Raw genomic sequence first — 12312 nt, forward strand, 5'->3', positions numbered from 1 at the left:
AGGCTGAGCCTGTCGGAACGTGTTTGATCAGGTGTTGTTGCGCAGAGAAAATCCGAACATCATCGTTGCGAAGCCTGCCATCAGCAGTTCTACGGCGATGAACATGCCGATCAGCCAGAGGCCGGACCAAGGCAGTGTCATATAAAGCAGGATTCCCACGACGAGCGTGATGAGGCCACTGAGGGCCAGCATGATCCAACTCTTGTTGGTGCGGTGTCCGCCAGCCCAGAAGGTTCGGGCGAGGCCTGCGAAGATCAGGCAGCCTGCGAGAATGGCCGTGATGAAGATCGAGCCGGTTGCAGGTTCCTCAATCAAGAGGATGCCGCCAAGGATGTAGAGGCCGCCGATCAGTCCGGACAGCCACTGGTTCGGGACAGGAAGGCCGCGATGGGCGAAACTCTGCATGACCTGTGCGACGCCGCCCACGATCATCAGGACGCCGAGGACCACCATGCTGGCGAGGGTGGTGGCGATGGTGTCGAGGGCGGCCAGAATCCCGAGAACGATCAGCATAGCGCCGAAGCCGATGAACCAGCCGGGTTTAAGGCCTTGGGGGTTGGGAAAGCGAAGGGTGTTGAAGCTGTCGGACATGGTTTTCTCCGGTTGGGAGCTGGGTTTGTTTTGGCTGATCTCTATCGGGAGGCCTGCCGGTTTCGTGACACAACGCATGATATCGCGGTTCGTATCAGGCAGGATGACATGTTTTGTAAGGTGGGTAGGAGAGATAAGGCAGGGTAGTTGATGGTTGGGCTGGCATAATCAATGTCCTGACGCTAAAACGCGCCCAGAGAATGTGGCCCTTCGCCGGGCTTTACCCCTACTCCGTCCTTTGTTCTGAAGGCGGCCAGAAAGTAATGAGACGACATGAGCTGGATGACCGACTACGTCCGACCCAAGCTGCGTGGCCTGCTTCAGCGGGATGTGCCGGACAATCTGTGGACTAACTGTGAATCCTGCGGGCAGATGATGCTCACCAAGGAACTGGAGCGGTCCGAGAAGGTCTGTCCGCATTGCGGCCATCATATGCGTGCGACGGCGAAGGAGCGTCTGGGCTGGACGTTTGATGGTGGGGAATACACCACTATCGAGTTGCCGAAGATGCCGGTCGATCCGCTGGGGTTCAAGGATTCCAAGCGTTATACGGATCGTCTGAAGGATGCGCGGAACAAGTCCCATCTTGATGAGGCACTTGTGGTTGCGCATGGTCTGATCAAGGGACAGAAGGCTGTGGTTGCGGTCATGGCGCCTGAGTTCCTGCTTGGGACTATGGGAGCTGCGCTGGGTGAGGCATTCGTGGCGGCCTGTCGTCTGGCCGTTCTGCAGAAAGCGCCGCTGGTGGTCTATACGGCTTCGGGTGGGGCGCGGATGCAGGAAGGCGCTGTCAGCCTGATGCAGATGCCACGGACGACGATCGGTGTGCAGATGCTGCAAGAAGCGGGTCTGCCCTATGTTGTTGTCTTTACGAATCCGACGACGGGTGGTGTCTCGGCCTCCTTCGCGATGCTGGGGGATGTGCATATTGCCGAGCCTAATGCGCTGATCGCGTTTGCGGGGCCGCGCGTCATTCAGGATACTGTTCGTGAGAAGCTGCCGGAAGGCTTCCAGCGGTCGGAGTATCTGCGTGAGCATGGGATGGTCGATATCGTAGCCAAACGCTCGGAGCTGCCGGAACTGCTGGGGCGGATTCTGGGCATTATGACGCGTCAGAAAACCGTTTCTGACTCGGCGATCTGATGACTGCGGAGCGTGGGGCGCCTGTTCGGCTGTCCGGCGAATATCAGGGGCGGCCGGGGGCTGTACTTGCGCGGCTTCAGGAGCTTTATCCGGCGCTAATCGATCTTTCGCTGGGGCGACTTGAGGTGCTGCTGGCAAAGCTGGGCCATCCTGAGCGTCATCTGCCGCCTGTGATTCATGTGGCGGGGACGAACGGTAAGGGCAGCACATGCGCCAATCTGCGGGCGATTGCTGAAGCGGCCGGGCTGCGGGTGCATGTCATGAGCAGCCCGCATCTGGTGAGCGTGACCGAGCGGTTCCGGCTGGCGGGGCGGTTGGTGGATGAGGATGTGCTGGTTGCTGCGCTTGAGACGGTCGAACGCGTTAATGCCGGTGCTCCGATCACGGTTTTCGAGGTTCTGACCGCTGCGGGGTTCTTGCTGTTTTCGCAGATTCCAGCAGATTTGGTAGTGCTGGAAGTCGGGCTTGGGGGACGGCTGGATGCGACCAATGTGGTGCCGAAGCCTGCTGTTTGTGTGATTACGCCGGTCAGTCTGGATCACGAAGCGTTTCTGGGGGGCACTGTTGCGGCGATTGCCGGGGAAAAGGCTGGGATCATTAAGGCTGGAGTTCCAGTTGTTTCGGCGGTCCAGGCACCGGACGCTTTGAATGTCATTCGGTGCCGGGCTGCGGAACTGGGTGCGCCACTTCGGGTGGTTGGACAGGATATCTTCGTCACTGAACAGGTGAATGGTCTGAATTACCGGGATGCGGACGGTGTTCTTCCCCTGCCGTTGCCTGCATTGAAAGGCCAGCATCAGGCCGGCAATGCAGGGCTGGCCGTGGCGGCTTTGCGTGTGTCAGGGCTAAAGTTGCCTCTTGCGGCCTATCAGGGGATTGCCCGGACATTCTGGCCTGCACGTTTGCAGAGGCTGAACGGCACGTTGGCTGGGATGCTGCCTGAGGGGTGGGAACTGTATCTTGATGGCGGACACAATCCCGATGCCGGACAGGTTCTTGGGGCGGTGCTGGAAGGCTGGAAAGACCGGCCTGTCCACGTGATTGCGGGTGTGAAGCAGACCAAGGATGCCTCCGGGTTCCTGAAGCCGATTATCGAACGTGCCGCTTCCGTTCAGGCGGTGTCTGAGCCTGGGCAGCATCTGGCGATGCCGGTTGAGGAAATCATTGCCGCTTCTGGTGGGTGGGCGATCGCCGGTCCGACGGTCAGAGCGGCGTTGGAGCGTCTGGTTTCCGAAGGGGGCGCCCCGGCCCGGGTATTAATTTGTGGCAGTCTTTATCTGGCGGGTGTGGTTCTGGCAGAGGATGGCTGGATCGCCAGTTAATCCGTTTCTGGGGACGGAGTGGGATGTTAGAAGGGCGCGTGAACATGATCGAATCGCATTCCTCTCCGTCCGCTTCTGATGCTTCCTCAAACGATGGAGATCTGGGTCTCCTGCTGAGGCGCAGTCCTCCGTCCAGTGTTGCTGCCGAACAGGCACTGCTGGGCGCCATCCTCACGAACAATAAAGCGTATGAGCGGGTTTCGGATTTTCTGGAGCCTGCTCATTTTTCCGATCCGCTGAATGGTCGGATCTATGAAGCGATTGCCCGGCGGATTGAGCGGGGGCAGTTGGCTGATCCTGTGACTATGCGGGCCGAGTTCGAGCATACCGGTGTTCTGGATGCGGCGGGTGGGCCTGCCTATCTGGCCAAGCTGCTGACGGCGATGGTCGGAATCGTCAATGCGGGTGATTACGGGCGGGTGATCCATGATGCCTGGGTGCGGCGCCAGCTGATCGATATTGGTGAGACGGTCGTTAATAACGCTTTTGGAGCGCGGCCTGATCTGGACGGATCGGATCAGATCGCGGCGTCCGAAGAGGCGCTGTTCAAGCTGGCGACGGAGCGAGGTCAGGAAGGCGGTTTCGTTTCTTTCACCAATGCTCTGACGGAAGCAGTTAAGGTTGCGACCAAAGCCTATCAGCGGACAGGCGACGTAGTGGGGCTCACGTCAGGTCTGCGGGACTTCGACAAGCGGACCGGCGGTCTGCATCCTTCCGATCTGATTATCCTTGCCGGTCGCCCTGCAATGGGCAAGACGGCGCTTGCGACCAAAATTGCGTTTTCGGCGGCGCGCTCGATTCTGCGGGATGCTGAGGATAGTGGGGAAAAGCCCAAGGGGTCGGTCGCTATTTTCTCGTTGGAAATGTCATCTGAGCAGTTAGCGACCCGTATTCTGTCGGGTGAAGCTGAGGTTTCGGGCGAAAAGATCCGACGTGGTGATATCGGGCAGAAGGAATTCGACCGGTTTGTCCGTGTGGCACGGGAGCTTCAAAGGCTGCCGCTCTATATTGACGATACGCCAGCGATTTCTCTCTCCGCCATGCGAACGCGCTGCCGGCGGTTGGCTCGGACGCAGGGCTTGAGCCTTGTTGTTGTGGATTATCTCCAGTTGATGCGGCCTGCGATCGGGACCAAGCCTGACAGTCGTGTTCTGGAAATTTCAATGATTACGCAGGGACTTAAGGCGATTGCGAAAGAGCTTTCTGTGCCGGTAATTGCGCTGTCCCAGTTGTCGCGTCAGGTCGAATCGCGCGAAGACAAACGACCCATGTTGTCGGATCTGCGCGAATCGGGCTCGATCGAGCAGGATGCGGATGCGGTCATGTTCGTATATCGCGACGAGTATTACCTGCAACAGCGTCAGCCTAAAGACAGCGCTTATGACAGCAATGACAAATTCCAGGTTGCGACAGAAGAGTGGCAGCGCAAGATGGCGTTGGTGCACAATAAGGCCGAACTGATTCTTGAGAAGCAGCGGCATGGCCCTACCGGAATGATCCAGTTGTATTTCGAAGGGGAATATACCCGTTTTGGGGATCTGGATGTTATTCATGAGTAACTCTCCGGAGGAGGGGAGTACTTTGAATGGCGTTGTATCTTGATAAGGGGCAGCGTTAAAAGTACGCGATATTTGCTCGAAAAAATCGTTATGCTTTTTTCGGGAATGTCTTGGCTAGAGAGCGGACATAGAACGTCGTAATTGGTTAATTAATACAAAACCAGTACGAATTTCATCAGGATTCTACGCCTAAAAAAAGCTGAAATATGAAACTCTTCCCGGCGGTTTCGCAAAAGGGAGGAGTGCATCTTTTTTCTGGATTATGGCTGCAATGCAGAAAAAGAGCGGCAGCTAAAACCTGTCATAATGGCTCAAAGCCACATTTGTTTCTTGACCCAGTGGCACAGTGCCATTAATTTATCGTTAATCGGTGGTTGCCATGGGGGCGATTGACGGGGAAGGAAAGGAGCCGGTCATGAGTTCAGACTGTCTGATGGCCGGGGATATTTCCGATTTGTTCATTCCATCGATGAAGCGAATTTATCGTGTTGTATCGAATGGGGGGCACCTGAATGCGTATGGAAACCAGTGAAACGGTCACTAATGGATCTCCTCATCTGGTCTCTTGGGCGGATCAGGTGTGTCGGAAGGCGTGTTTCTGTCCGTGTTCTGAGCCATGTCTTGTCGCTGGAGCACCAGTTCTGGGTGCAGAGCAGCCAGTCGCAGGGCCAGTTCTTCGTCGGTACGACCGTTCAGGACGCCTTTTAGAAGAAAATCGGTCGATACGCGCAGCCGGTTCGAGAGCGCCGCAATGAGAAAGACGCTAGGCGCGCGGTCGCCGCGTTCAATCTTGTTCAACGTGGAAGCGTCCACGCCGAGCAGGCGGGCGCATTCGCTCTGGTTGGGCATGACGAGCTCACGGGCCCAGGAAATGCGAGTTCCTATGGCTCGTTGGAGTGTGGTCAGAGAGTCTGGGCGCTTGTGTTTGGCCATGAGGCCTTTTTAGCAATGGCTTTATGCCAAATCCAGAAGAAGTTTTTTTTATCATACTCTATGGCATTTTGCCAAAAATTAGTGGCAGTTCCATACTGAGGAAGGATGTTGAGATGAGGCAGGTCAAATCAGGTTCCGTACCGCGTCGTGTATCCGCAAGCGCCCTTGCTGCCATGCTTGCGTCTGATGGTTGGCTACCGGAGCGTGGGAGCGTGCGCAAGGGGCGTCGTCGTTCCGCACAGAAAACATCCGGGAAGTCTACGCCGCGGGCTCGCGTGGTAATAGATCGGGAGACGGCCGAGGCTCTTCCTGCAGGGCATCCTGTCAGTTGGAATGCGTTGTGGGGCGCGGATCTGGTCCCGGTTTTTCCGGGATTACAGCCAATGGGCAGTCGTGATGCCGGTATGGAGATCAACTGATGTTTGGAATGGTGCAGGAGGTGTCTTTGTCAGGCGCGCATGCGGGATCTGACGTCATGGTGAAGCCGACTGCGGAGCGGTATCAGCATTCCGAGATCCGTGAAGAGAATAAGGCGTTCCGGGTCGTGAATGCGGTGCAGTCCATGTATGACGCAGGCGATATCGGAGACGACGAACTGGTTGCTGCGGATCGGTGGTATCGCGAATATGTTTTCGCGTCTCTTGGAGTGATGGAAAATCCGCAGTCTGATGGTCGTGTGAGGGAGCGTGGTGACATCCATACATGGATGATTGGACGGGGACAGTGTTCTGCGCGGATGAGCCAGATTCGTGAGATGCTTGGTCTTTGTGCGCATGTGCGTCTTGAGATGCTTCTGGCACGTGAGATGTCGTTTTCGGCGATGGCGCGACATCTCTATCCAGCGCTGTCGGAAGGGCGTGCGCGAATGAAGGTTTCGGCGCAGTGTGCGTTGCTTCTGGAGCAACTGGCGCATGTTTATGAGGTGATTTCTAGAAAGAAACATAAGAAAAAATCTGTTAACGATAAATTATCTATTGATATGTGAGCGCGGTTTTGATATAAGAAATGCATACTGAAGAATTATACATAAATATCCAAAGCCGATCTTCTGAAAAGGGGGTCGGCTTTTATTTTGGAAGTTTCCTGACAAATGGAAAAGTGTGAAATTTCTTCTGGTAGTGTTGTGTTGTCTGGTCGTCAGTCGTTTATTGTCCTTCAAAATAAATCCGATTCACTTGTGGGATGCCCATTTGTGTATGAGGGGGAGCCAGTTCATCGGGCAGATGTCGCTTTGGAATGGCACGAACTGGTGGATGCAGGTCTTTCACGCCTGGATGTGAGATGCAGGTCCATTCCCTGTCAGCGTTCGGTTTTGTCGGTGCGAGTGATCGGGCGGGTTGCGCCGGAAACTTTGGCACGTGTGGCTGTGCGGGCTGAGCGTGAGCAGATGCAGCGTAATGTGGAGGTTCAGGCGCGGAAAAGAACGTGTCAGAGCAGCGTGCATCTGCGGCCGAAACCGGTTCGGGCTGTCTGGCTGGAGGGGGGCATGATGATGAGCCGCAGGGAGGCTGCGCTGAGATCTGGCTGAGGGTCGGTTCTCAGGTCGATCTGGGGAAGAAGGTTAAAGCAGATGGGTGAAGAAATATCCGGCAAATGTTCCTTGCGGCGGGAGCAGTCAGAAGAACGGAAAAAAAGGTTTCTCGAGCATCTGTCTGTGAGTGGAAATATTTCGGAAGCCGGACGTGTTGCAGAGGTTCGGCGGAGTACGCTGTATCTCTGGAAAGAGGCAGATCAGGATTTTTCATCCCGCTGGGAAGATGCTCTGGAGGAGGCTGCGGATGCTCTAGAAGCGGAAGCGCGGCGGAGGGCTGTAGAGGGATATGATGAACCCATTACATATGCGGGGCGTGTTGTCTGCGATCCGGATACGGGAAATCCTGTTGTCCGCAAGCGGTACAGTGATAGTTTGATGGCATTTCTGCTTCGGGCGCATCGTCCATCCCGTTTCAGGGCTGGTATGGAGGCTGATGGACGCTCGGGAGTAATCTCGATCAATATCAGCAGTGATGACAGCGCCCTTTAGGCTGAATGACTCGCAGCGTGAGGCGGTGCGACTGCTCGGTGGGCCGGCAAGGCATATTCTTCTGAGAGGTGGGTCGCGGTCGGGGAAGACCTTTGTTCTGGTTCGGGCCGTTGTGATACGGGCGTTGAAGGCTCCGGAAAGTCGCCATGGTATTTTTCGTCATCGGTTGACGGCCCTGAAGGCGTCGGTTCTGCGGGATACGTTTCCGAAGGTTATGCGGATGTGTTTTCCGCAGGTTGGATGGAAGTTGGACCGGCAGGACTGTGTTGTAACGTTTCCGAATGGATCGACGATCTTTTTCGGAGGGCTGGATGACGAGCAGCGGACCGAGAAGATTCTGGGTCTGGAATTTGCGACGGTTTATCTGAACGAGGCCAGTCAGATCAGTTATGGCGCGCGGAACATGCTTCTGACGCGTCTGGCACAGAAGACGGGCCTTGTGGTCAAGGAATATATCGATGCCAACCCGCCTACGATGGGGCATTGGCTTTATGCGCTTTTCGAAAGCGGGATCGAGCCTAAATCGGGGGAGCCGGTAGGGGATCGGTCGCTTTATGCGACGATGATCCTGAATCCGCAGGCGAACCGGGACAATCTGAGCGAGGGTTATCTTGCCAGCCTGGAAGCGCTTCCCGAGCGGGAAAAACGGCGGTTTCTGTATGGTGAATATCAATCGGTTGTCGAAGGTGCGTTGTGGCGGCTGGAGATGTTCCGTCGGGAGGCGGCGATTACGGCGCAGAGCCGGGCGGATGTTGCGGCTCGGATGCGGCGTATTCTGGTGTCTGTTGATCCTTCTGGGGCGGCGGGACCGGAAGACTACAGGTCCGACGAGATCGGGATTGTGGTCTGTGGCGTTGATGCGGCTGGTGTGGGGCATGTTCTGGAAGATCTGTCTGCCCGGGATAGTCCGGCGGGCTGGGCTGCCCGGGCCTTGCGGGCATTTGATGACTGGGGTGCTGAACGCATTGTTGCGGAGCGGAACTTCGGGGGGGCTCTGGTAGAGGGCACGATCCGGAGTGTGCGGGCGCATGCTTCCGTCAAGCTGGTGACGGCGGCGCGGGGCAAGGCGGCGCGTGCTGAGCCGGTTGCGGCGCTCTACGAGGTTGGCAGGGTTGTGCATCATGGCCGGTTTACGGCTCTGGAGGATCAGCTCTGTCACTTCTCGGTCAGTGGATATCGCGGGCCACGGTCTCCGGACCGGGCGGATGCGATGGTCTGGGGGCTGAGTGAACTGATGCTTGCCGGAAACGGTGGCATGACGGGCTGGAGCTCGTCTGGATTTTCGCTGGCGCGCTGAGCCGACCGTTTCAGGTCGGCGAGTGGCCTGAAACAATGGAGAACACATGGACTGGTTGTCCCTGCAACAGCGTTATGCTGTTCCTGCGGGTGCGTCCGCGCGGACGGCGCGGCTGCTGGCGCTCAAGCGTGTTCTGGATGGGACGCAGTATGATGCGCTGCCGCACCCGTTCTCGATGGAGAAGTCGGGAGCGGGCGAATATATCCCGTTATCCAGTCGCCGTCCTTCGGTCCGGACCAATCTGTGTCGGACGGTTGTGGATGAGGCGGTTTCGCTCCTTTTTGGGGACACGCACTGGCCGGGTCTGGTGACGGACGATGCGCGGGTGGCGCATGCCATGAGCACGTTTGCTTCGCAGACCAGACTGGCGTCGCTTCTGATGGAAGCGGCGCGATTGGGGTCTGTCGGGTCGGTTGCGATCCTGTTTGAAGTGTCCGCAGGGGTTCCGAAGCTGTCTGTTCTGGAAACGGCTTATCTGACGCCGTTCTGGGATGATGCGACGGGCGAACTGTTGCGGGTCGAAGAAAGGTTCCTGGTCCGGGGGCGAGATCTGGCGGCGCAGGGTTATCCGATTGCGGGTGAGCTTCTGGGCGCGCAGTTCTGGTGGCAGCGGGTCTGGACGCCGGTCGACTGTGCGGTGTCCGTGCCGTGGCTGGTGGGAATGGATGGTGGGGTTCGGGACGAGAGCCGTTCCGTTCGTCATGGGCTGGGGTTTGTGCCGATTGTGTGGACGCGCAATCTGGGTGGACCCTGTGGGCGCGATCCGGAAGGCGAGTGCACGTTCGAGCGGGCCATCGATACGGTGATCGAAGCGGATTATCTGCTGTCTCAAGCAGGGCGGGGGCTGAAATATGGCTCCGATCCGACGCTGGTCCTGAAAACGGGTGGCTTTTCGGACGGGGTGGCGCATCAGGGCGGTGCGGCTTCGGCGCTGACGCTTCCGCCTGAGGGAGATGCGAAGCTTCTGGAGATCAACGGCAATGCTGCGGGCGCGGTGCTCGATCATTATCGGGAACTGCGGTTGGTGGTGTTGGAGCAGCTTCATGGAAACCGCGCGCATGGTGACAGGGTTGGCGGCGCGCAGTCCGGCAAGGCCATGGAGATGATGTGTCAGCCGCTGATCTGGCTGGTGGATCGACTGCGGCATTCCTATGGGGAAGGGGCGCTGCTGTCGATTTACCGGATGGCGTGTCGCTTTTCCTGTGTTCTGGAAAACGGGCTGCGGCTTGGGGGCGAACTGGTCAAGGACCTGCCGTATTGCCGCATGAGTTTGCGGTGGCCGGCGTGGTTTCCGTCCACAGACCCGGAACTGCTGTCGCTGGTGCAGGGGCTGGTGGTGGCGGTTTCCAATGGAATTCTGAGCCGTGAGACCGCGGTTCGGATGTTTGCAATGGCATCGGGAAATTCTGATCCGAATACGGAATGGAAAATGCTGGAGCAGTGGTGTGCTTCTGAACAAGCATGAGTGTTGACGGGGGAATGATGTCCGGAACTGATGACACCATTGAGGATGTGGATGCTCTGCGTCAGGCGCTGAATGAAGCGCGGAGCGAGGTTGAGGCGGTCCGTCAGGAAATGACGGATGTTGTGACGCGGCAGGAGACGCTTCAGCGCAGTCATGAAGAAGCGCTGACCCGGATGCGGGAGGAGAGTAACCGCGAGGTTATTGTGTCGGCGCTCAGGGCGGAAGCGATCCGCAATGGTGCCCATAATCCTGATGATGTTGTGCGGCTGATTGATCTCAAAGGGATCGAGCGGGGCGAAGACGGCTCGGTGGTTGGTGTGTCCGAGGCTTTGCAGCAGGCCCGTCAGGAGCGGGCCTATCTGTTTGGTGAGGTGCTGCGGCCTGGATATTCGAGCGGAACGACGGTCGGGCAGGCAGCGCCTCGTCCGGGCGGGGTTGAACCGTTCAATGCGCGGGCCGTCAGCGAGGCGGATTACGAAACGCGCAAATGGCAGTTTCTGGCTCAGAAGTGAGCTTCGGAGCGATATTTGACCGGGTCTGATGGCAGGCCGGGTTCAGACAACACATTTATGGAAAAAATACATGAGCATTGATAATTTTCCGGTTCAGCTTCAGGCCGCCATTCAGCAGGGTTTTCTGGCCCGCGAGTTCGAAAATGGTCTGAAATCCCGTCTGGGCTTCCGCCAGGTTGCCGATCGCGAAGTGTTTCCGAACGCCATTGGTGAGACGCTGACGAAAACACGCAAGAGCCTTAAGGCGCCTGTGACGACGCCGCTCAATCCGACGGGGAATACCAATTTCGATAATGGTCTGAGCCCTTCTGGTTGGGCCGTTGAGCAGTATACGCTGTCGATCAACCAGTATGGCGATACGATCGACCTGAACATGGTGACCAGTGGCGTGGGGATCGCGTCGCAGTTTCTGGCCAACGCCAACACCAACGGTGTGCAGGCGATGCAGTCTCTCGACCGGCTGGCGCGCAATACGCTGTTCGGTGGTGCGCAGAATGGTGTGGGCGGCTATCTGGGCGGTAATACGCGCGTGACGGCGACACTGGGAAGCGCTGGGAATACCATTTCGGTTGATGACATCCGGGGTTTCCAGTCTGTGATCGTTCATGGTCAGGTGACGGCGCTCAGTGCGACCAATGGTATGACGGTGACGGTGGGCAGTGATGTTTATACACTTGTCAGCGTGGCGGCTGATGGGACGAATGTGTCTACAGCGCCGGGTGGTGTTTCTGGGCAGATGACGTTCTCGGCTTCAGTTTCTGTTGCGGATGGGACGGAAGGTCAGGCCGTTGTAGCCTCCACGGCGCCGATGGTGATCCGTCCGAATGGTCGTCTGACGACGGCTGCGTTGCAGACGGCCAGTGCGAGTGGTTTGGCTGATACGCTGGGCATTCAGCAGGTTCTGGCGGGTGTGGCGACGTTGCGGCGCAACAACGTGCCGATGATTAATGGGGCGTATCACTGTTATCTGGATGATCTGCAGCTTCTGTCGCTCTTCCGGGATCCGGATTTCAAACATCTGTATCGTGGCGCTTATGGTTCGGAAGAGTATCGTTCCGGGCAGGTGATTGAGCTTCTGGGCGTGCGGTTTATTCCGACGACGGAAGCGCCGCAGCAGGCGTCGCTTGGAGCGGGTTCCATTCATCGTGCGCTTCTACTGGGGCAGGGTGCTCTGATCGAAGGTGACTGTGCGCTGACGGGGCATTCCGACATTCCGGATGCCGAGCGGGCGCTGATCGAGATGGTGGACAGCGTGGCGATGGTGACGCGTGAGCCGCTGGATCGACTGCGTCAGATCATCGCGCAGTCCTGGTACTGGATTGGCGGTTTTGCTCTGCCGACCGATGTGACGGCGGATATGACGGTCATTCCGACGGCGACGAACAGCTATCTCAAGCGGGGTGTTGTGATCGAGAGCCTTGGTACGGATGCTCTTGGTCTGACGTTCTGACCTATTTCCGGCCCCTG

Annotated in this window: 13 protein-coding genes; 11 read left to right on the forward strand and 2 right to left on the reverse strand. The window is 57.5% G+C overall.

Annotated features, from left to right (window positions below):
• Positions 1-27: 27 nt before the first annotated feature.
• On the reverse strand, positions 28-591 hold the full coding sequence (locus tag HKD28_RS12850; RefSeq protein WP_194262742.1) for an HdeD family acid-resistance protein: 564 nt from the start codon (positions 589-591) through the stop codon (positions 28-30).
• A gap of 273 nt (positions 592-864) precedes the next feature.
• Between HKD28_RS12850 and accD the strand changes: the two genes are divergently transcribed.
• From accD to HKD28_RS12865, 3 genes are read left to right on the forward strand one after another with little or no spacing between them, the layout of a single operon-like run.
• Positions 865-1734: an acetyl-CoA carboxylase, carboxyltransferase subunit beta gene (accD, locus tag HKD28_RS12855; RefSeq protein WP_194262743.1), complete on the forward strand. Its 870-nt coding sequence runs from the start codon at positions 865-867 to the stop codon at positions 1732-1734.
• Positions 1734-3056 carry a bifunctional folylpolyglutamate synthase/dihydrofolate synthase gene (locus HKD28_RS12860; protein ID WP_194268667.1) on the forward strand — a complete coding sequence of 441 codons (1323 nt, stop codon included), beginning with the start codon at positions 1734-1736 and terminating at the stop codon, positions 3054-3056. Before accD ends, HKD28_RS12860 begins: the two co-directional genes overlap by 1 nt.
• Before the next feature lie 44 nt (positions 3057-3100).
• Positions 3101-4615, forward strand: coding sequence for a replicative DNA helicase (locus HKD28_RS12865; RefSeq protein ID WP_099286014.1), 1515 nt, complete (start codon positions 3101-3103; stop codon positions 4613-4615).
• A 540-nt stretch (positions 4616-5155) separates the two neighbouring features.
• On the opposite strand, the gene HKD28_RS12870 is transcribed toward HKD28_RS12865, so the two are convergent.
• Positions 5156-5464: a helix-turn-helix domain-containing protein gene (locus HKD28_RS12870; protein ID WP_235993467.1), complete on the reverse strand. Its 309-nt coding sequence runs from the start codon at positions 5462-5464 to the stop codon at positions 5156-5158.
• 197 nt (positions 5465-5661) lie between these two features.
• Between HKD28_RS12870 and HKD28_RS12875 the strand changes: the two genes are divergently transcribed.
• From HKD28_RS12875 to HKD28_RS12910, 8 genes are all read left to right on the forward strand, one after another.
• A complete protein-coding gene (locus HKD28_RS12875) occupies positions 5662-5967 on the forward strand; it encodes a transcriptional regulator (protein WP_194262746.1) in 306 nt (101 codons plus the stop codon).
• Positions 5967-6533 (forward strand): hypothetical protein, encoded by a 567-nt coding sequence (locus HKD28_RS12880; RefSeq protein WP_194268668.1) that lies wholly within the window; start codon positions 5967-5969, stop codon positions 6531-6533. Before HKD28_RS12875 ends, HKD28_RS12880 begins: the two co-directional genes overlap by 1 nt.
• A 440-nt stretch (positions 6534-6973) precedes the next feature.
• Entirely contained in the window at positions 6974-7126 is a 153-nt protein-coding gene (locus HKD28_RS12885) for a hypothetical protein (protein WP_194268669.1), read from the forward strand.
• Positions 7127-7202: 76 nt separating this feature from the next.
• Complete coding sequence (locus tag HKD28_RS12890; RefSeq protein ID WP_328750532.1) at positions 7203-7571, forward strand: hypothetical protein; 369 nt, start codon at positions 7203-7205, stop codon at positions 7569-7571.
• Complete coding sequence (locus HKD28_RS12895) at positions 7555-8868, forward strand: phage terminase large subunit (protein WP_194268671.1); 1314 nt, start codon at positions 7555-7557, stop codon at positions 8866-8868. The genes HKD28_RS12890 and HKD28_RS12895 overlap by 17 nt, the downstream gene beginning before the upstream one ends.
• Positions 8869-8914: 46 nt before the next feature.
• Positions 8915-10333, forward strand: coding sequence for a phage portal protein (locus HKD28_RS12900; RefSeq protein WP_194268672.1), 1419 nt, complete (start codon positions 8915-8917; stop codon positions 10331-10333).
• A complete protein-coding gene (locus HKD28_RS12905) occupies positions 10330-10845 on the forward strand; it encodes a phage scaffolding protein (RefSeq protein WP_228125544.1) in 516 nt (171 codons plus the stop codon). The genes HKD28_RS12900 and HKD28_RS12905 overlap by 4 nt, the downstream gene beginning before the upstream one ends.
• A 70-nt stretch (positions 10846-10915) precedes the next feature.
• Positions 10916-12295, forward strand: a complete 1380-nt coding sequence (locus HKD28_RS12910; RefSeq protein WP_194268673.1) for a DUF4043 domain-containing protein — start codon at positions 10916-10918, stop codon at positions 12293-12295.
• The last annotated feature ends 17 nt before the right edge of the window (positions 12296-12312 follow it).

This window comes from Gluconobacter cadivus (genome assembly GCF_015244745.1).
GTDB lineage: Bacteria > Pseudomonadota > Alphaproteobacteria > Acetobacterales > Acetobacteraceae > Gluconobacter > Gluconobacter cadivus.

Bases quoted from the DNA above. Each gene is read 5' to 3' on its own strand.
- HKD28_RS12875 (WP_194262746.1), top strand. From the start codon at position 5,662: ATGAGGCAGGTCAAATCAGGTTCCGTACCGCGTCGTGTATCCGCAAGC.
- accD (WP_194262743.1), top strand. From the start codon at position 865: ATGAGCTGGATGACCGACTACGTCCGACCCAAGCTGCGTGGCCTGCTT.
- HKD28_RS12900 (WP_194268672.1), top strand. From the start codon at position 8,915: ATGGACTGGTTGTCCCTGCAACAGCGTTATGCTGTTCCTGCGGGTGCG.
- HKD28_RS12865 (WP_099286014.1), top strand. From the start codon at position 3,101: ATGATCGAATCGCATTCCTCTCCGTCCGCTTCTGATGCTTCCTCAAAC.
- HKD28_RS12870 (WP_235993467.1), bottom strand. From the start codon at position 5,464: ATGCCCAACCAGAGCGAATGCGCCCGCCTGCTCGGCGTGGACGCTTCC.
- HKD28_RS12910 (WP_194268673.1), top strand. From the start codon at position 10,916: ATGAGCATTGATAATTTTCCGGTTCAGCTTCAGGCCGCCATTCAGCAG.
- HKD28_RS12905 (WP_228125544.1), top strand. From the start codon at position 10,330: ATGAGTGTTGACGGGGGAATGATGTCCGGAACTGATGACACCATTGAG.
- HKD28_RS12850 (WP_194262742.1), bottom strand. From the start codon at position 591: ATGTCCGACAGCTTCAACACCCTTCGCTTTCCCAACCCCCAAGGCCTT.
- HKD28_RS12860 (WP_194268667.1), top strand. From the start codon at position 1,734: ATGACTGCGGAGCGTGGGGCGCCTGTTCGGCTGTCCGGCGAATATCAG.
- HKD28_RS12880 (WP_194268668.1), top strand. From the start codon at position 5,967: ATGTTTGGAATGGTGCAGGAGGTGTCTTTGTCAGGCGCGCATGCGGGA.
- HKD28_RS12895 (WP_194268671.1), top strand. From the start codon at position 7,555: ATGACAGCGCCCTTTAGGCTGAATGACTCGCAGCGTGAGGCGGTGCGA.